Origin of the sequence: Pseudomonas bijieensis, from assembly GCF_013347965.1 — a bacterium.
In the GTDB taxonomy this organism is placed as follows: Bacteria; Pseudomonadota; Gammaproteobacteria; order Pseudomonadales; family Pseudomonadaceae; genus Aquipseudomonas; species Aquipseudomonas bijieensis.
Genome location: NZ_CP048810.1, coordinates 4,073,096 through 4,091,788, shown reverse-complemented (window position 1 = coordinate 4,091,788; position 18,693 = coordinate 4,073,096). Strand labels below are relative to the sequence as shown.

At 59.6% G+C, this 18,693-nt stretch carries 11 protein-coding genes; 1 reads left to right on the top strand and 10 read right to left on the bottom strand.

Features of this window, described 5'->3' with window-relative positions; translation table 11 throughout:
- Window positions 1-67 precede the first annotated feature (67 nt).
- From GN234_RS17830 to GN234_RS17820, 3 genes are read right to left on the bottom strand one after another with little or no spacing between them, the layout of a single operon-like run.
- A complete protein-coding gene (locus tag GN234_RS17830; protein ID WP_176688840.1) occupies window positions 68-739 on the bottom strand; it encodes a GNAT family N-acetyltransferase in 672 nt (223 codons plus the stop codon).
- Window positions 740-749: 10 nt separating this feature from the next.
- Window positions 750-1,196, bottom strand: a complete 447-nt coding sequence (locus GN234_RS17825) for a GNAT family N-acetyltransferase (protein WP_176688839.1) — start codon at window positions 1,194-1,196, stop codon at window positions 750-752.
- 2 nt (window positions 1,197-1,198) lie between these two features.
- Window positions 1,199-1,840 (bottom strand): FMN-binding negative transcriptional regulator, encoded by a 642-nt coding sequence (locus GN234_RS17820; protein WP_109752931.1) that lies wholly within the window; start codon window positions 1,838-1,840, stop codon window positions 1,199-1,201.
- A 100-nt stretch (window positions 1,841-1,940) separates the two neighbouring features.
- Between GN234_RS17820 and pdxR the strand changes: the two genes are divergently transcribed.
- Window positions 1,941-3,488 carry a MocR-like pyridoxine biosynthesis transcription factor PdxR gene (gene pdxR / locus GN234_RS17815; RefSeq protein WP_176688838.1) on the top strand — a complete coding sequence of 516 codons (1,548 nt, stop codon included), beginning with the start codon at window positions 1,941-1,943 and terminating at the stop codon, window positions 3,486-3,488.
- Window positions 3,489-3,530: 42 nt separating this feature from the next.
- Here the strand turns inward: pdxR and GN234_RS17810 are convergent, their stop codons facing one another.
- From GN234_RS17810 to GN234_RS17780, 7 genes are all read right to left on the bottom strand, one after another.
- Entirely contained in the window at window positions 3,531-8,135 is a 4,605-nt protein-coding gene (locus tag GN234_RS17810; RefSeq protein WP_176688837.1) for a dermonecrotic toxin domain-containing protein, read from the bottom strand.
- Window positions 8,136-8,265: 130 nt separating this feature from the next.
- On the bottom strand, window positions 8,266-12,885 hold the full coding sequence (locus GN234_RS17805) for a dermonecrotic toxin domain-containing protein (RefSeq protein WP_176688836.1): 4,620 nt from the start codon (window positions 12,883-12,885) through the stop codon (window positions 8,266-8,268).
- A 121-nt stretch (window positions 12,886-13,006) separates the two neighbouring features.
- A complete protein-coding gene (locus GN234_RS17800) occupies window positions 13,007-14,107 on the bottom strand; it encodes a polyamine ABC transporter substrate-binding protein (protein ID WP_109752935.1) in 1,101 nt (366 codons plus the stop codon).
- Between the two features lie 11 nt (window positions 14,108-14,118).
- Window positions 14,119-15,150 (bottom strand): histone deacetylase family protein, encoded by a 1,032-nt coding sequence (locus tag GN234_RS17795; RefSeq protein ID WP_116833859.1) that lies wholly within the window; start codon window positions 15,148-15,150, stop codon window positions 14,119-14,121.
- A 319-nt stretch (window positions 15,151-15,469) separates the two neighbouring features.
- Window positions 15,470-16,036, bottom strand: a complete 567-nt coding sequence (locus tag GN234_RS17790) for a hypothetical protein (protein WP_109752937.1) — start codon at window positions 16,034-16,036, stop codon at window positions 15,470-15,472.
- Window positions 16,037-16,313: 277 nt separating this feature from the next.
- Entirely contained in the window at window positions 16,314-17,843 is a 1,530-nt protein-coding gene (locus GN234_RS17785) for a SulP family inorganic anion transporter (protein ID WP_176688835.1), read from the bottom strand.
- Window positions 17,844-17,935: 92 nt separating this feature from the next.
- Window positions 17,936-18,667 (bottom strand): carbonic anhydrase, encoded by a 732-nt coding sequence (locus GN234_RS17780; protein ID WP_109752939.1) that lies wholly within the window; start codon window positions 18,665-18,667, stop codon window positions 17,936-17,938.
- Window positions 18,668-18,693 lie beyond the last annotated feature (26 nt).

Here is an 18,693-nt window from a genome sequence, read left to right as displayed (position 1 = left end):
CTGCGCAGCCCAGCGGGGCGGTGCGACGTTTCGCTAAATCCCCTCGCCACAGGGTTTTGTGTGCAGCCTAGGAGCGGCACTCCACCAAGCCGCGCACTTGCCCGTCCTCGCGCTGGTTTTCCTCGCTCAACCAGCGCTCGAACCCGGTGGCGATGGCGGGCCATTCCGAATCCAGCATCGAGTACCACGCGGTGTCGCGGTTCTGGCCCTTGACCACCATGTGCTGGCGAAACACCCCTTCGAAGGTGAAGCCCAGCCGTTCGGCGGCGTATCTGGAGCGGGCGTTGGCGTTGTTGCACTTCCACTCCAGGCGGCGATAACCCAGGGCGAAAGATTCCTTGGCCAGCAGATAAACCGCCTCGGTGCTTTTCGGTGAGCGTTGCATCGGTGCACCGAAGGTCACATGGCCGATCTCGATACGGCCCTGGGCCGGCACGATGGACATCAGGCTGAGAATGCCCTGCACATCGCCGCTGGCGCGGTCGATCACGCTGAAGAAATACGGGTCGGCATTGGTCGCATGATTCTGCAGCCAGGCATCGAAAGCGCCGCGATCCTTGAAGGGCCCATAGGGCAAGTAATCCCAGAGCTTCGGGTCGGCGCCGGGGCCTTCGAGGGCTTGCCACAGGCCATCGGCATGACGCGCCGGATCGAGTTTTTCCAGGCGGATGAAACGCCCTTCGATCAGTTGCGTAGACGGTGCCGGGGCACCTTTCCAATCGGCGAGTGAAATCGACATGCTGTGCTCCTTAAAGGGCTTTGCGAAATTGAATGAAACCCGGGCGTTCGGCGATGCGCTCGTAGAGCTGGATCGCCGTGGCGTTGGTTTCGTGGGTCAGCCAGTGCACCTTGCCGCAACCGTCGGCCTTGGCGGTGCGGTAGACGAATTCGATGAGCTGGCGACCGACGCCGGTGCCACGGCATTGTTCCGTCACCAGCAAGTCTTGCAGGTAGCAGGAATTCTCGATGCTCCAGTTCGAACGGTGATAGATGAAGTGCACCAGGCCCACCGCCGTGTCGCCGTTCCAGGCCAGGGCCCCGTGGGTTGGCTCGCGGTCATCGAGCAGGCGTTGCCAGGTGCTCTGGCTCACCGCGTCCGGCAGCTCGGTGTTGTAGAACCGCAGGTAGGCTTGCCACAACGGCAGCCAGGCAGCGTGATCGTCGGCGCTGACGAGACGGATTTCGACTTGGCTCATGTTCACTCCTTGGATGATAGGTCTGGCATCAGGCGTGCGAGCGCCTGGTCCTGTGGATCGGGGCTGGCGGCGAGCCCGTTGCGCACGCCGGCGACATCCGCCGGGCTGCGGTTCTGGTTGAGCTTGCGTTTGCCTTCCAGGCGCTGGATGGGCAAGGCGAAACCGACGATCGCCTTGAGCATGCTGTCGATGTACTCAGCCGGCGCATCATCGATTTTCCAGGGCTGGGCGCGGCCGGTTTCGTGGCGATCGGTGAGGGCGCTGACCAGGTTGCGCAGGCGATGAGGATCGCTGAACACCTCGGCGCGGCCATAGGCGTGTACCGCCAGGTAATTCCAGGTCGGCACGACTTTGCCGTGTTCGGCCTTGCTGGGGTAGAAGCCCGGGCTCACGTAGGCATCGACCCCGCTGAAGACCACCAGGGCTTCGGCGCCGGCTTCCAGGTCGCGCCATTGCGGATTGGCCCGGGCCATGTGCCCGTACAGGCTCCCGTTGGGACCTTGTTGCGGGTCCAGCAACAACGGCAAGTGGCTGGCTTGCAAGCCGTGTTCGCCCTGCGTGATCAATACGGCCAGGCGGCAATCCCCCATCATGCCATGCAGTTGGGGCAGGTCTTCGACGACAAAGGCTTTAGGGTTGTACATGACGATTTTCCTTGGCGAATGCGAGCATCCTAGGCAGGCTATTGGTCTGTTGTAAGAGCCACTTTCAGCCAATTTCACAGGTCCATTTTCGGGAGCTGTCATGAACAACGCCGTGCCGCCACTGTCGTTCAACCCCGCGGGCATCGAGCTCGATCGCCGCCAGGGACTCAGCCGCCAGCTTTACCAGGCCTTACGGGCACGGGTGCTGGACGGGCGCCTGGCCAGCGGCACGCGCCTACCGGCCAGTCGTGACCTGGCGGCGGCCCTGTCGATCTCGCGCAACAGTGTGGTGCGCGCCTACGACCAGCTCTACGCCGAGGGTTTCATCGAAGGGCGGGTCGGTGACGGGACTTATGTGGCGAAACTGTCCTCGACGACGCTGCCGCTGAAAAACATATCCACAAAAGTATCCACAGGGTTTTCAACAGGCTTACCCACAGCCTTATCCACAGATTGGCTCGATTTACCTGTGGGTCCATCCAGTAAAGTTATCCACAGCGATGCGCTGGATCGGGTCGAAAAGCACCATTTGCCCCTGCCGCCCAGTGGCCCACCGAGGGCGTTTCGGGTCGGCATTCCAGCGTTCGATCTGTTCCCCTTCGACGTCTGGGCCAAGCTGAATGCGGCTTTCTGGCGCAAACCGGACCTGCAACAGCTCTGTTATGGCGATTCCCAGGGGGATGCGCGCTTGCGTGGGCTGATCGCCGCATACCTGCGCAGTTCGCGAGGCCTGCACTGCACGGCTGAACAAATTGTGATCACCAGCGGCGCGCAGCAGGGCATCAGCCTTTGTGCACAGTTGCTGGTGGACCCGGGTGACATCGTGGCGGTGGAAAACCCAGGCTATCGCGCCGCCGGGCATGCGTTTGCTGTTGCGGGTGCCGAGGTGAGAGGCGTACCGGTTGATGGCGATGGGTTGAATTGCACGGCACTCGGTGCGTTGAGCCACTGTCGGCTGGCCTACGTCACACCGTCCCATCAATACCCGACCGGGGTGGTCATGAGCCTGGCACGGCGGCTGGAGCTGCTAGCCTGGGCCGAACGCAATGACGGCTGGATCGTCGAGGACGACTACGACGGTGAATACCGCTACAGCGGCGCACCGTTGGCGCCATTGGCCGCGCTGGATCGCCAGGGGCGGGTGCTTTACGTCGGCACGTTCGGCAAAGTCGCGTTTCCGGCCTTGCGCATGGGTTATCTCGTATTGCCGCCTGGCCTGGTCGACGCCTTCGCCCGCCGCCGCGCGGTGGATATGCGTCACTCCGAAGTCAGCACCCAAGCGGTGATGGCCGAGTTCATGGCCGCCGGGCATTTCCAGCGGCACATCAGGCGCATGCGCCGGGCCGCCCTGGCCCGGCGTGACGCGCTGCTGAGCGGCTGGCCGAAGGCGGTTGCGGGCGTTGGCGTCATGCCCACGGTGGTGGCCGGGCTGCATGTCACCGTGCCGGTGGACAGCGTTGAACGTGAGTGTGAACTGATAGCGCAAGCGACCAGCGTGGGCGTCGAGATCAATGGCTTGAGTGGTTATTGGCTGCCCACTACAACGTCGTCGCAAGTGCATGCCGGGTTGGTGCTGGGGTTCGCGGCCGTCCCGCCAGCGGCGATAGACATTGCGCTGGCGGGCCTGGCGACAGCCTGGAAAACCTGACGGCTGAAACAGGGCATCTGTGGATGCTCCGGGTTTTCGCCGTTATGACGGTTGTTTGGAAAAAAACACTTCCTTGGCCTGATCCACCGCGATTTCGCTGCGGTAATGCTCGATCAGTTGGCGCTGGTTGAATGTCTGGGTGGATTCGACGCCAATCCGTTGATTGACTTGCTCGGGTGTTCTCAAGCGCGCGGAAACGAACGCATGAGGCGGCACCCAGCTCGTTGAGTAATGGAAATCGGCGAACCAGAGGGTCTTATTGGTTTTCAGGTCTTTGATCTCATACCGGTCGAGATAACCGCGCAGAGGGCCTTTGATGCGTTGCCGATTTTTTTGCTTGGTGATGGAAATCTGGTTTCGGTTCTTGAGCCAGAGAAGGCCGCTCATGGTCGGCGGGCGTTGTTTGATGACATTCAGTACGGTGTCGAAGCTTTCGTCGTGAAGGGTTTTCGAGGCTTTCTTGAGTGCCGTGCGTGTGGATTGCGCCAAACGCTGTTGCTCAGCCGAGAGGTCAACCGTTTCGTTTGACGCATTGTCCAGGCCCTTCGTGATCGCGATGGCGACTTTCTCCATCCGGTTGGCGTGTGCGTTCAGAATCAGTCCGATGCCGGTGGGCGACCGCTCTGGCTTTGTCGTGTATTGCTCGACCTGTGCCTTGAACGCAGCCAATCCGTCGAGCAGAGCCTTGCCCTTGGTGATGCTGGTCGCCAACACCGGGACGGCCAACGGCGTCTCAGTATTCACATGGGGCAGCCACTCGCCGGTTTCCTTGCGATGGAAGGTGGCGATGATTCGATCCGTGAGCGGATGTTTGACATCGAGCCAATCGGTTTCTTCCAGGGTCTTGGTTAAACGGAGTTCGCCACTGACCAGCCCCCAGAAGCGCGCCCGGATGAATTTTTTCCTGGGCCTGGGGCGCGCCTGGTAAGGACCGGCTTCGCTTCGCCGGTTGCTTCTTTCGTCGAGGGCGCGTGCTAAATGGCGCAACGCCCGTTCTTTAAGCTGGCCGATCTGCTTGCCCAGTCGAGTGAGTTCCGTCACACGGACGCTGTCCCTGTATTCCTCGCCCACGTATTGGAGGTGCTCCTGGATGGCCGTGAACTGCTCCGTCAGGCTGCCGAATGCATCGATCTGCTCGTCCAGGCGGATCACGCTTCGTTCATTGATGGCGTCATGCAGGCTTTGAAAAGCGACGGTGGTGTTATCGACAAGCTGGTTGATGTCGGCCCAGCCTTCGGGCAGGTCGTTGAGGCTTTCCAGTGACAGGCAGAGGTGACGATACATGTCCAACTGAATGAGCCGAATCGCATCGCTCTTGTAGGCGGGCATTCTCGCCCGGTGTTTGCGCAGCAGTTCAACGCCTTCGCGCCCCACCTTCCTCAGCCTGGAAAAGCGCGTTTCCATGTAATCCAGGCGCTCGATCATATCTTCACCGACGTTGATCATGTTTTCGGCGGCATCAACGTGTGCTTGCTCCACTTGTTCGATGCTCGAGGTGGCCATGTCCACCGCTGTTCTCAGGGCCGGGGTGAATCGCTCCTGCAGGGTGCCTATCTCCTCGAACGTGAAGTTGATCTGCGCGTTCAGGTAACCGAGCCTGGCTCGAGGTGCGTCGGGCCTTGATTGGAAGACGGGCCACTGAATCAAAATCTCCAATGCTTCTTCGTAGCTTTCCCGCTGTGTTTTCAAGGTGCTCAAGTAAGCGTTGCGCCTGGCCTCCCTGGAAGAGTCGGAGGCTTGGTTCATCTCCTTGGCGTTCATGGTCAGCAGCTTCTGGTCCTGGGTTTTGCGTTCCTCGAACCGGTTCAGTTCGGCAAGCAGTTGGGTGCTGAGGCGTTTCGCATCCGCGATGACTTTTTGCCTGACGCCCTTTGACCCGCTGCCGCGCAAGCGCAGGCGCGTGTCGATACGCCATTCGCCCTCAGCATCATTGATCAGGGGCGGGCCGGTGCGTGCGGGGTCGTTTTCATCAACGATGGATACCTGCTCGCCCTCCACCGTCACGTTGAACCACTGGTTGGCCATTTTTGCGTACCAGTGCCCTCCCTGCTCGTAGAGCCCCTTGAGCGCGCCTTCTGTCATGGGCTGTTCGGCGTTTTCGGGTTTGTTCACGCTGAAGGATTCAAGCAGCTCGGCGCGTTTGGCGGATTGGTCTGTCAAGGCACCGCTGGAGTGGATAGCGTCATAGTGCTCGGGTGACAGTTTTTTGTTCGTTAGAGGGGCAAGCTTCTCGATCACGAGTTCAGGTTTTGTCGGGCTTGCCGGTTCAGGCACGACCTCTGGCGCCTCGGGTCGACGGCTGTCGGCGTTTTCCCTGGCGCGGTCGATGGCGTGAGTCGTGATCGCCATGGCCATGTTCAGCAGCAGGTCGACGAAGGCCTCCCACTTGGCCTGGCGGTTGGAGGCTTCGTCGCTCTGGGTCAACGTTTCAAGGTCGTCCAGAATTTGCCAGAGCCAGGCCGCGGTGCCTACGGCGGTGCCCAGGTAAGGCAGCGCCAGGTTGAGAATCAACCAGCCGGTCTGTTTGAAGGTGGCCCAACGATTTTCGCGGTTGGACACCGATTGCCGGTCGGCCAGCTCGACCAGGGCAGCGGCATTGGCTTTGAACAGCCGCGACAGGAAGTCAGCCCCCAGGGTTTTGTCGCTCAAACCGATGGGCGCGCTATTGAGCCATGACGATACAGGGTCGACCGCAAACTCCACGATGGCCCAGGGTGAAGGCAGGGTGTCCGGGAAAACGAATCGGCTGTAACTGGCGCGTACCCCATCGGGTAGCCACGCCAGGACCGATTGGCGCAAGGAGGCCGTTTGCCGGATGGCGTAGATCAGGTTGCTGAACGACGGGTACTGACACAGCGGCGGCTCAAGCAACGGTCGATAAAGCAGGCAGGGGCCGGCATCCGGATCTTTCGGGCCGATCACGAACATGTTGGTCACGACGTCTGCCGAGGTGCTCAGTGCATGCTTGGATTCGAACGCCAGTGGGCGCAGGACGATGGGGTGCCCATCGACCTGGCGATCGGATTCCTTGGGCTCCATCAGCGCAGCGACATAGCGGTAACCCCGTTCATCGATGTCCCCCAGCCTGCGGATTTTGCTCTCCAGCGCCAGCAGGGGTAACTGGATTCGCAACTGTGAGGTGTACAGGTTTTCGCGCCGGGTTGATTCGGCCGGATCGTCGAGTAGTTGGGTTTTGATCAGCTCGGGATAAACGCGACCGATATCGACTTGGGTGATGAGGTTCTCGATGTAATTAGCCGTCATCCACTTGGGCAATGCACGGCCATTGACAGACCTGAGGGTTTTATCGCCCAAGGGAAGCGCAATCAGGTTTTGCAAGGCCAGTTCAACGAGGCTGAACCGAGTGGTTTGGATTTTGCCGGGGACCACGAAAGTCCCCCAGACGACGGGACTGCGTATCTGGATCTCGATGGCTTCCAAGTCGAGGGTCAAGGCATCGGCGTGGTCGGCCAGCATCTGCTGCTTCAGCCTGTTCAAGGCGTACTGCTTGATGGCGGGGATACCGTCCAGATAGGTCTTGCCGGCATGGGCGCTGCCCAGTGCCGAGAGGTTTTTCAGGTGTTGGGCGAACAGGAATTGGTCGGATGTCGACGCGGCCTGCAACCAATCGGGCGTCTGTTTCTCGAACCAGTCCTGGGAAGGGGCGTTACCCCGGTCCGGTCCGTCGTGATCGGCCTGTTCCCTCTCGTCGGCTATCAGGCCTTCCAGATAACCGGGATCCCCGATGACTTTGACCTGCATAGCGATCAGCCCACAGGCCTTGTGATCGAAAACATTGCCGTCGGGCTCATACAGCCGCCACTGGATTTTTGTGCGGTTGACGGTGTTCAGATGAGTCGGCAGGGATTGCCCCAGCGCGTCTTGTGAATCGAACTTCTCATAACCGTTGCGCAGAGAGTACATAAGGATGACTTCTTTGCCGTCGATCTTTGCGATCAATGCCACGATCGAGTTTTCGTTCACGCGACGGACTGTATCGCCGTCAACTTCATCGATATCGATCAAATAGGCGTGCGTGTCATAGCGGTCATGGTGCTTGCGGTCCTGCAGGTCCGGGTAAAGGAACAATTGCCTGGCCATGTCGCATTCAGTCGAGGTCCAGCCCTGGACCTGGCTGACGTTCCAGATCTTGCGCAGGTTGCTGGAGAGCTCATGCCAACGAGGGCCGGAGGCGCCGAGTGAGGCATTCCAGTACGCCAGTTGTTGTTCCTGGAAAGCGGACGTCATGGCGGGCACCAGTTCGTTGATCAGCAGCCCGATCAGACTGATACGCACCGGCAGGTGCACCTCTGGGACGGTGAGGGGCAGTTGAATCAGGAAGTGCTGCCCTTCGATCAGCAAGGTCGATTCACTCTCGCCCACGCGCTCGGCCAACATGTCGCTGAGGGATTTATAACGGGTGGGAAGCTGCACGATGTTGCCGTCGACGACGTCCCAATTAGGCTCGCCGACCACTGTGTTGTGTGGATCAAGGTCCAGCGTCGGGTACATTTTTTTGAGGGCTTGGCGCAGCAGTAGGCTGGCCACTTCCGGGGAGGTAGGCCCCGCGAGCATCTGATTGAGCACCGCATCCCGAAGGCGCGCTTCGGGTGCGGAGCTCGTGGTGGTTGTGACGGTTCTTGTCATTTGGGTTTCCCTGTCTTGTGCAATCCCCGAAACGAGTGCTTCGGGGATTGCATGCTAGGGAAGGGCATGACGGGGAAGGTGGTAACTATGTATACGCCGCCCTGCGGCGCCTCGGTTGTCTGTCACGCATTCACGTGTGTTTCTTTTGAAAGAACACCTCCCTGGCCTGGTCCGTGGCAATTTCACTGCGGTAATGGTCGATCAGTTGACGCTGGCTAAACAGCTCGGTGGATTCGGTGGTGATTTCTTGAGCGGCTTGCTCGATTGTTTTCAAGCGCGCTGAAACGAACGCATGGGCGGGCACCCAATTGGTCGTGTAGCGGAAATCCGCGAACCAGAGCGTTCTGTTGGTTTTCCGATCCTTGATCTCATACCTGTCCAGGTAGCCATAGGGCGCTTTTTTGATGCGCTGCCGGCTTTTTTGCTTGGTGATGGAAATCTGGTTGCGGCTTTTAAGCCAGATGATGCCACTCATGGTCGGCGGGCGTTGTTTGATGACATTCAATAAGGTCTCGAATCCCAGCTCATAAAGGGCTTTCGATTGCGTCGTGAGTTGAGTGCGCAAGCGCTCGGCCGATTGCCGTTGTGCTTCAGGAAGCTCCGTCGTTTCGTTTGAAGCAACCCCATTGGTCTGATCGAGCGCCTTTTGAATGGCAGCGCTGACTTTCTCCATCCGGCTCGCGTGGGCGTTGAGGATCATCCCGATACCCGCGGGTGTCTGTCCCGGCTGTTTTGTGGCGAGATCGAACTGTGCCTTGAACGTGTCCAATCCGTTGATCAGGTCGGTGCCCTTCGTGACGCTGATAGCCAGCGCAGGCACTGCGGCCGGCTCGGCGTCGGGCCTCATGTGAGGTATCCATTCGCCGGTTTCCTTGCGATGGAACGTGACGATGATCTCCCCCGTGAACGGGTTCTTCACATCGACCCAATCCGTTTCTTCCATCATTTTCGATAGTCGGGGTTCACCACTGACCAACCCCCAGAAACGCGCCCTGATAAAGGTTTTTCGAGGCCTGGGGCGTTGCTCGTAAGGAGAGCCTGCGGTTCGCTGGTTGCTTCTTTCATCGAGGGCGGATGCCAGATGACGCAAGGCGCGCTTTACGACCGTGCCGATGCCCTTGTGCAGGCGTGCCAGTTGTGGCGCGCGGACGCTGTCTTTGTATTCGCTACCCAGGTAGCTGAGGTGTTCATCGATGGCCATGAACTGTTCGGCCAGGCTGCCAAAGGCATCGATCTGCTCGTCCAGGCGGATTCTGCTTCGCTCATCGATCGCATCGCGCAGGCTTTGGAAAGCCACTGTGGCACTGTCAGCGACATGGTTGAATGCTTCCCAGGCTTCGGGCACTGACTCGACGCTTTCAAGTGAAAGGCAGAGGTGACGGAACATGTCCAGCTTGATCAGGCGAAGGTCGTCGCCTGTGTAGAGCGGCATCTTTTTACGGTGCTGTCGAACAAATTCGAAGCCCTCGCGCCCGATCTCCTTGAGTTGGGAGAAGCGCGTCTCGACGTAGTCCAGGCGTTCAATCATGTCGTCGCCGACGCTGACCATACTTTCGGCCGCCGCAATGTGCTGTTGCTCCAATACCCGGATCCTGGAGGTGATCATGCTTTTGGCTTTGCTCATGGCCGGGCTAAAGCGTTCTTGCAGTGCTTCCATCTCGGCGAAGGTGAAGTCTACCTGCGCGTTCAGATAGCCGAGCCTGGTACGGGGGTAGTCGGGTCTCGACTGGAAGACGGGCCATTCGATCAGCACCTTCAACGCCTCTTCGTAGCGCTCGCGCTGGGTTTTCAACGCACCGACATACGCATCGCGCAGGGTCTCCCTGGCAGGGCCCGAGGCCTCGTCCATCCGTCTCGATTCCATGGTCAGCAGTTTCTGGCTCTGCGGTTTCTTGGCTTCAAACCGGTTCAGTTCAGTCAGCAGTTCAACCCGGCGATGTTGCGCGTCAGCAATGACTTTTTGCCTGACAGTCTTGGAGCTGGGGCCACTCTTACGCAGGCGAGTATCGATGTGCCATTCGCCATTGCGGTCACCCATGAGGAGGGGGCCGGTACGTGTGGGATCTTTCCCATCGACGATAGAGACCTGCTCTTCCTTCAGGCCCACCTTGAACCATTTGCCTGAGATTTTTGCGTACCGCTCCCCATGGTGCTCGTAGAGCCCTTTGAGCGGGCCGTCGGCGAGGGGATCTCCTGCCGCTTCGGGCTCTTTGACGCTGAATGGGTCAAGGAGCGTCATACTTTCTCTCGACCGGCTCATCAAGGCGCCACTGGAGCGAATGTTCTCGTAATGCTCGGCCGGCAGGGCTTTGCTCGTGAGCGTAGCGAGCTCTTGTATAGCCAGTTCATGTTGGGGTTTGAGCAGGCTCTCCAGTTCGCTTATCACCTCCTGTGCTTCCACCCGGCGGCCACGCTTGGTTTCCCTGGCATGGTCCAGGGTGTGGGTAATGAGCGCCAGTGAGAGATTCAGCAGCAGGTCCGCGAACACTTCCCACTTGGCCGGGCGATCGAGCATTTCGTTGTTTTGCGTCAACTTGTCGATATCGTCCAGCATTTGCCAGAGCCAGACCGCGGTGCCCGCGGTGACCCCCAAATAAGGCAATGCCAGGTTGAAAATCAGCCAACCGGCCTGTTTAAAAGTCTCCCAACGATTTTCGCTGTTGGAGACCGATTGACGGTTGGCCAACTCGACCAGGGCATCGGCATTGGCCTTGAACAACTGTGGCAGGAAATCCACCCCCAGGGTCTTGTCGCTCAAACTGACGGGGCCGCTATTGGCCAATGACGTCAAAGGGGCCGCCACGAACGCTACGATGCTCCAGGGGGATGGCAGGAGGTCCGGGAAAACAAATCGGCCGTAATCGTCACGGACCCCATCGGGCAGCCACGCCAGCACCGATTGGCGTAAGGAAGGTGTTTGCTTGATCGTATACAAAAGGTTGCTGAACGACGGGTATTGGCTCAATTGCGGTTCCAGCATCGGTCGATAGAGCAGGCAAGGGCCGGCGTCCGAGTCCTGGGGGCCGATGATGAACATATTGGTCACGACGTCTTCCGAGTTGCCCACCTGCAGCTCGGGTACGAAGGCCAGTTTGCGCAGGACGATGGTTTTGCCGTCCACCTTGCGATCGGCTTCTTCGGGCTCCATCAGTGCCGCGATGTAGCGGTAGCCCCTTTCGTCCAGATTGCCTTGCCCACGGATCTTGCATTCCAGCGCCAGCATCGGCAGCTGAATGCGTAACTGGGCGGTGTACAAACCTTCGCGCAGCGATGATTCTTCGGGATCGTCGAGCAGCTTTTGCCTGATCAGCTCAGGGTAAACCCGACCGATATCGACGGTGGTGATGAGATCTTCGACGTACTCGACAGTCAGCCACTTGGGTAACGTGTCGTCACCGAGCGATGTGACGGTTTTGTTGCCCACGGGCATTGCAATCAGGTTTTGCAGCGCCAGCTCAACCAGGCTGAACCGGGTGGTGTCGATCCTGCCGGGAACGACGAAACTCCCCCAGACAACGGGGCTCCTTATCTCGATCTGGATGTGTTCCAGGTCGAGGCTCGACGCGTCGGTGTGTTCCGATTGCATCTGCTTTTTCAGAGCATCCAACGCATAGTCCTTGATGGAGGGAATGCCGTCCAGGTAGGTTCTGCCGGAGTGGATACTGGTCAATATCGACAGGTTCTTCATGTGCTGGGCGAACAGGATCTGGTCGGATGTCGAGGCAGCCTGCAACCAGTGGGGCACCTGCTTCTTGAACCAGGCCTCGATCGGGTCGTTGTCCAGGTCCTGGCCGCTGGCAGGCGGTTGTCCGGGCTCGTAGGGTGCCCTGATTTTCGCGCCGGAGGCGCCGATGATCTTGATTTGCTCGGCGATCAACCCACAGGCCTTATGGTCGAAGATGTTGCCGTCGGGCTCATAGAGCCGCCATCGGATGGTCCTGTATCCGCGCGAATCCAGATGAGCTGGGAGCGACTGCCCCAGTGCGTGTTGCGAGCCGAACTTCTCGTAGCCGTTGAGCGTCGAGTACTTGAGGATGACCTCCTGGCTGTCGATTTTGCCGATCAGCACCACGATCGAGTTTTCATTCAAACGTGTCACTTCATCGTCGTTAACGCCGTCGACGTCGATCAGATAAGCGTGGGTGTCAAAACGGTTGTTGTCCTTGCGGCCCTGGCGATCGGGGTAGCGGAACAGGTGTATGGCCATTTCGCATTCAGTCGCGGTCCAGCCCCTGATCTGCCTGACGTCCCAGGCTCTGCGCAATGTACTGGAGAGATCATGCCAGCGTGGGCCGGATTCGCCGACTGAAGCATTCCAGTACGCCAGTTGTTGTTCCTGGCAGGCCGTCAACATGGTGGGTACCAGCTCGTTGATCAGGTTGCCAATCTGGTCGATGCGCACCGGCAAATGCACGTCGGGGGTTGTGAGCGGCAGTTGGGTCAGAAAGTGCAGCCCTTCGATCAGCAGAATGGGTTCTCCTTCGTTCGCGAGCCCCGCCAGCATGTCGCTGAGGGTTTCATAGCGGGTCTGACGCTCCACGATTTCGCCGTCGACAATGTCCCAGTTCGGCTCGCCGACCACGGTGGTGTGGGGATCGAGGTTCAGCGCGGGGTACAGCTTCTTGAGGGCATCGCGCAGGAGTATGGCGGCGACCTCTGGATAGGTGGGGCCCGCAAACAACTGGTTGAGTACCGCGTCCCTGGGGTTGGCATAGGGCGTGGCGTTTGTGATCGTTGGGGGTTGTGTCATCTCAGTCTCCCGTCTCGCGATACTTGGAATTCCCGAAGCGAGCGCTTCGGGTTTTCCATGCTAGGAGGGCGTATGACTGGGAAGGTGGTAACTATGTATATGCCGCCTTACATCCCTGCACTTACTGTCCAGACTTGATCCGGGTCCAGGCTCGTGTCCGCGCGCGCTCGGCGTCCCTTGGCAACGGTTGCAAGGTGTAGAGCGTGGCCATCGCCGCCTCTGTCGGGTACAGGTTGGGGTTGTTGCGGATCGCCGGGTCGACCATGTCCGTGGCGTCCTTGTTCGGGTTCGGATAACCGACGAAATCGCTGACTGGCGCGATCACCTTCGGTTGCAGCAGATAGTTGATGAAGGTGTAGGCGTCGCCCGGGTTGGCGGCACCTTTGGGGATGGCGAGCATGTCGAACCAGATCGGTGCGCCTTCCTTGGGCAGGCGCATGTCCACCGTCACGCCGTTCTTGGCTTCCTTGGCGCGGTTGGCCGCCTGGGAGAAGCTGCCGGAGTAACCGACGGCCACGCAGATGTCGCCGTTGGCGATGTCGGCCATGTACTTGGACGAATGGAAATAAGTGATGTACGGACGGATCTTCATCAACAACGCTTCGGCCTTCGCGTAGTCCGCCGGCTTCTTGCTGTTGGGGTCCAGGCCCAAGTGCTGCAGGGCCAGGGGCAGGATCTCGGACGGCGAATCGAGCAATGCCACGCCGCACTGCTTGAGCTTGCTGATGTTCTCTTCCTTGAAGATCAGATCCCAGCTGTCCACCGGTGCGTTGTCACCCAGGGCGGCCTTGATCTTGTCCGGGTTGAAGCCGATCAGGATGGTGCCGTACATGTAGGGCACGGCGAACTTGTTACCCGGGTCGTTGGCTTCGATCAGCTTCATCAGCTTGGGATCGAGGTGGTTCCAGTTCGGTAGCTTGCTGCGGTCCAGGGGCTGGAACACCCCGGCTTCGATCTGCTTGGCCAGGAACACGTTGGACGGCACCACCACGTCATAGCCGGAATTGCCCGTCAGCAGCTTGGCCTCCAGGGCCTCGTTGGTGTCGAAGATGTCGTAGACCAGCTTGACCTGGCTGTTCTGCGCCTTGAAATCGTCCAGGGCCTTGGGCGTGATGTAGTCGAACCAGTTGTAGACGCGCAAGGTGCGCTCCTCGGCCTGGACCGCGCCGCAAAGCAGCGCGGCGCACAGGGCCGGGGCCATTAAACGCTTGAGTCTGTTCATGCTGTTATTCCTCATTGGGCGTTTTGGAAACCTTCAAGAACGTTCACGGCATTGATGCCGATTTCTGCCACCGCATAACCGCCTTCCATCACGAACAGCGTCGGTTTGCCGAGCGCCGCGATGCGCTTGCCCATCGCCAGGTAGTCCGGGCTGTCGAGCTTGAATTGCGAGATCGGGTCGTCCTTGAAAGTGTCCACGCCCAGGGACACGACGATGACATCGGCGTCGTAGCCCTGGATTTGCCCGCAGGCCTGTTCCAGCGCCGCGCTCCAGGTGTCCCAGCCTGAGCCGGCCGGCAAAGGGTAGTTGAAATTGAAGCCCTCACCTTGGCCCTCACCATGCTCATCCGCATAGCCCAGGAAAAACGGAAACTCGGCTTCCGGATGGCCGTGGATCGACGCGAACAACACGTCGCTGCGTTCGTAGAAAATCGATTGGGTGCCGTTGCCGTGGTGGTAATCCACGTCGAGGATCGCGACCTTCTTATGGCCTTGGTCGAGAAAGGCCTGGGCGGCGATGGCGGCGTTGTTCAGGTAGCAATAACCGCCCATCAAATCGCCAGCGGCGTGGTGCCCTGGCGGCCGGCACAACGCAAAGGCACTGCGCGCACCGCGCTGGATATCCGCCTGGGCGGTGAGGGCCACTTGCGCGGCGCTGTAGGCGGCCTGCCACGTGCCGGCGGTAATCGGCGCACCGCCGTCGAAGCTGTAATAGCCGAGCTGGCCGTGCAGGCTTGTCGGGATGACCGTGCGCAGGGTCCGTGCGGGCCAAGTGAAAGGCAGCAAATCGCCGTCGCGCCCATACTCAGCCCAGCGATCCCACGCACCTTTGAAAAATTCCAGGTAGGCCGGGCTGTGGATACGCTGGATCGGTCCCAGGCCAAAATCCTGCGGCGCCTCCACCGGCCCGAGTGCCCGCGCCTTGACCCGCTCCAGCACATGATCGGCCCGGGACGGCATCTCGAAACAGGGCATCAACTGCCCATCCATCAATTCGCAGCGCCCGTGGTGCAGGTGGTGATCGTCCGAGTAAATCGTCAGCATTTTTTGTTCTCCGCAAGGCTGATCCGTTTGAACACAGTCTTGCGGCGCGCGGCGTTTCAGAGAACGGCAGGAGAGGCCAAAAGGGGATCGAAATGGCCAAAAGATTTGACCGTAAATCGCCCCTTGTTGGCGCAGGTGTGCGCGGGGTTGGGGCAGAAAGGCGGCTTTATGCGGCGATTTGTGGAGAGGGAAACTTGCTTCCGCTCGGCGGCGTAGCTGTCGTGGTGTGGTTGATGCGGTGTGTCTGGAAAAGGGAAGGAGAAGAATAAATGAATGGTCGGCCCCCCTGAGAGACCGGCCATTGCGTGCATCTTTTGAATCATTGGGGCTTGATGGCGGGAAGCGAAAGGGCTGCCCGAATTTCGTTCAAGGACTCGTAGAAATCCTTAGTGATTCCAAACAACCCTTTGCGAATCTCGTGAATCAGAGCCTCGTCATCTTGTTTGGCGATCTCAATGAACAAGGCGAACGTCAAGGAAATGCCTCGTGGCAGTCGCATGTAGCCCTTTTGGACTAGCTGCTTGGCACGCAGCTCGAGCAGTGGAAGGTTCCCTTTAAACACGGCATCCACTTTATCGATGCTATCGAGCTTCAGTTTGGTGCTGAGGTAGCGGTCATATTGGATGGTGTGCTCACTTTCATACCATTCCGAAAGAATCTCGATTCCGAATTTTTTCCCCAGCTCGGTATCCATCGCCGAAACCAGCAAATTCGACCGCGCGTAAGTGGAGATGTAGTTGTAAAACTCCCGCTCCAGCGTCTCAAGGATCAAGGTGTTTTTCGATTTGCCAAGCGTATTGGCAACGGCAGCGATGGTCTTGTCCAAGCTGCTGCTCAAATTACGCAGCGTGTAGGAGACCGTTTCGGCCTTTTCAGCATCAGTCATGGGAATGATTCCGGTAAAGCCCCTCGGAAGTAGAGGAGACGTAACCATCCTATTGCCTGGGAACCAATTTATCAATAGTGGTTCAAATTATTTTAAATGGTTCTTTTTGCGTCAAATGAATCTCTTCGGATTCGGAACACGTTTTATTTCAAGGCGACCATTGCCAGTCCCCTGTGGGAGCGAGCCTGCTCGCGATAGCGATGTCACAGGCAACATCCATGTTGGATTGATGCCCTTATCGCGAGCAGGCGCGCTCCCCCATTTTGGACTTGAAGGGTCAGGCAGAGGCTGCGCCAACCCCCACGGTGGTCCGCAACCGCCCTTCCAACCGGCGCTTGAGCCCGCGGGATTCGATCAGCAGTTTCGAGCCCTTGCTGGCGTTCGCCCGGCCCCATTCTTCCAGCAGCTCCAGGCACGAGTGGTCGATGTAGCTCAGGTTATTGAGCGGCACATGCACGGTGGCGCCTGTCGGTATGGTGCCCAGCACTTGGGTCAACGCCGGGACCTTGAGGAAGGTTGCCGCCCCGACCAACCGCAGTTCCATCTCACCGTCACGGGGCAGGTCGATCAGGCTGATTTTCAGGCGCGAGGCTTTCCAGGCTAGTTTCGCCAGGGTCAGGCCGAAACCGATCAGTACACCGGTCAACAGGTCGGTGAAGATGATCGCCAGCGCCGTGGCGGCGTAGGTGAACATCGGCATCCGGCCATAGCGGCCCAGGCTGCGAAACGCCTTGAGGTCCACCAGTTTGAAACCGGTGTACACCAGCACACCCGCCAGGCTCGCCACCGGAATGCTTTGCAGCACGCTGGACAGCAACAGCACGAAGAGCAACAGCCACAGGCCGTGGAAAATCGTCGACATTCGTGTAGTGGCTCCGGCCTGGACGTTGGCCGAGCTGCGCACGATCACGCCAGTCATTGGCAGGGCGCCGAGCAGGCCGCAGAGCATGTTGCCGATGCCTTGCGCCGACAGTTCCCGGTCGAAGTCCGCACGTTCACCGCTGTGCATGCGATCCACGGCGGCTGCTGACAGCAGGGTTTCGGCGCTGGCGATGAAGGCCACGGCGAACGCGGCGATCAGCAGCGTAGGGTCGGCCAGGTTCAGCAGGTCGGCCGGACGCAGCCAATCAATGGCTTCGGCGAGGTTCTCGGGGACTTCCACGCGTTTGACCTGCAAGGCCAGCAGCAGGCTGGCGACGGTCGCCAGGCCTACGCCAAGCAAGGCGCCAGGAATGAAGCGCAGGCTGTGGGGGCGAAATTTTTCCCACAGCCACATCACCGCAATCGTCGACAACCCGAGCAGGCCGGCCTGCCAGCCAAAGGATGGCAAAGCCTGGGCCACCGCTGCCGGGAACGCCGCCAGGTTATCCAGCCCTGACGGCTTGGGCGCGGCGTCGAGCATCACGTGGACCTGGGACAACACGATCAGCACGCCGATACCGGCGAGCATCCCGTACACCACCGCAGGTGCGGTGACCCGAAACCAGCAGCCCAGGCGAAAGCGCCCGGCCAACAATTGCAGCAGACCGGCCAGCAGCAGGATCGGCCCGAGCATTGCCACGCCATGCTGGCGCACCAACTCGAAGACCAGCACCGCCAACCCGGCGGCCGGGCCACTGACTTGCAGCTTGGAACCTGCCAGGAAACCCACCACCAAACCACCGATGATCCCGGTGATCAGGCCTTTGGCCGGTGGCAGGCCGGAGGCGATGGCAATACCCATGCACAAGGGTAGCGCCACCAGGAACACAACCACCGAAGCCAGCAGCTCCCGTGGCAGAACAGCTTTTAATTGAGCAGCACGCATGGCGACTCTCCCGCAGTTTTCTTCAGGCATGGCGAGGCCCTACCGCGCAAACAGCGGTAAGGCTTGAACCACACGAGGATGTTTAGGAGTGGTTAGAAGCGCGCTTTGGGCGTCGCCACCGGTATCGGATGGCTGCCATCGAGCGGCAGGAAACGTCCCTGGTCCGCGTCGTAGGCTTTGATCTCGCTGGTCTCGATGTTGTACACCCAACCGTGGATGAACAACTGACCGCTGGCCATGCGCGAGGCCACCGAAGGGTGCGTTCGCAAATGCTGCAACTGCGCGATCACGTTCTCTTCGGTGAGGATGGGCATGGTTTGCTTTTCGTCACCGCACGGACAGTTGTCGTGGACCATGGTCTTGGCCACTTCGGCGTGGCGCAGCCAGGCTTTTACCGTGGGCATTTTTTCCAGGGTGTCGGGGTTGAGCACCGCACGCATGGCGCCGCAATCGGAATGGCCGCAGACAATGATGTGCTGCACGCCGAGGGCCAGCACGGCGTACTCGATGGCCGTGGAGACGCCGCCGTTCATCTGCCCGTAAGGCGGAACGACGTTGCCGACGTTGCGGGTCACGAACAGGTCGCCGGGGGAGCTATGGGTGATCAACTCGGGCACGATGCGCGAATCGGCGCAGGTGATGAACATCGCCCGGGGTTTCTGGGCGGTGGCGAGTTTCTTGAAGAGTTCTTCCTGCTGCGGAAAGATCTCGTGATGGAAATGCAAAAAGCCGTCAACAATATGCTGCAGCGCTGCATCGGCGGTTTCCGCCTCGGGTTGGGCTGAAGCCGACGCAGCCAACGGCTGTTTATCCTTGTCACTCATGATTCATCCTCTTTTTGACGGTCTGA

What these genes read in the sequence shown, in the direction of transcription:
- GN234_RS17830 (WP_176688840.1), bottom strand. Translation starts at nt 739, where the DNA reads ATGTCGATTTCACTCGCCGATTGGAAAGGTGCCCCGGCACCGTCTACG.
- GN234_RS17825 (WP_176688839.1), bottom strand. Translation starts at nt 1,196, where the DNA reads ATGAGCCAAGTCGAAATCCGTCTCGTCAGCGCCGACGATCACGCTGCC.
- GN234_RS17820 (WP_109752931.1), bottom strand. Translation starts at nt 1,840, where the DNA reads ATGTACAACCCTAAAGCCTTTGTCGTCGAAGACCTGCCCCAACTGCAT.
- pdxR (WP_176688838.1), top strand. Translation starts at nt 1,941, where the DNA reads ATGAACAACGCCGTGCCGCCACTGTCGTTCAACCCCGCGGGCATCGAG.
- GN234_RS17810 (WP_176688837.1), bottom strand. Translation starts at nt 8,135, where the DNA reads ATGACAAGAACCGTCACAACCACCACGAGCTCCGCACCCGAAGCGCGC.
- GN234_RS17805 (WP_176688836.1), bottom strand. Translation starts at nt 12,885, where the DNA reads ATGACACAACCCCCAACGATCACAAACGCCACGCCCTATGCCAACCCC.
- GN234_RS17800 (WP_109752935.1), bottom strand. Translation starts at nt 14,107, where the DNA reads ATGAACAGACTCAAGCGTTTAATGGCCCCGGCCCTGTGCGCCGCGCTG.
- GN234_RS17795 (WP_116833859.1), bottom strand. Translation starts at nt 15,150, where the DNA reads ATGCTGACGATTTACTCGGACGATCACCACCTGCACCACGGGCGCTGC.
- GN234_RS17790 (WP_109752937.1), bottom strand. Translation starts at nt 16,036, where the DNA reads ATGACTGATGCTGAAAAGGCCGAAACGGTCTCCTACACGCTGCGTAAT.
- GN234_RS17785 (WP_176688835.1), bottom strand. Translation starts at nt 17,843, where the DNA reads ATGCGTGCTGCTCAATTAAAAGCTGTTCTGCCACGGGAGCTGCTGGCT.
- GN234_RS17780 (WP_109752939.1), bottom strand. Translation starts at nt 18,667, where the DNA reads ATGAGTGACAAGGATAAACAGCCGTTGGCTGCGTCGGCTTCAGCCCAA.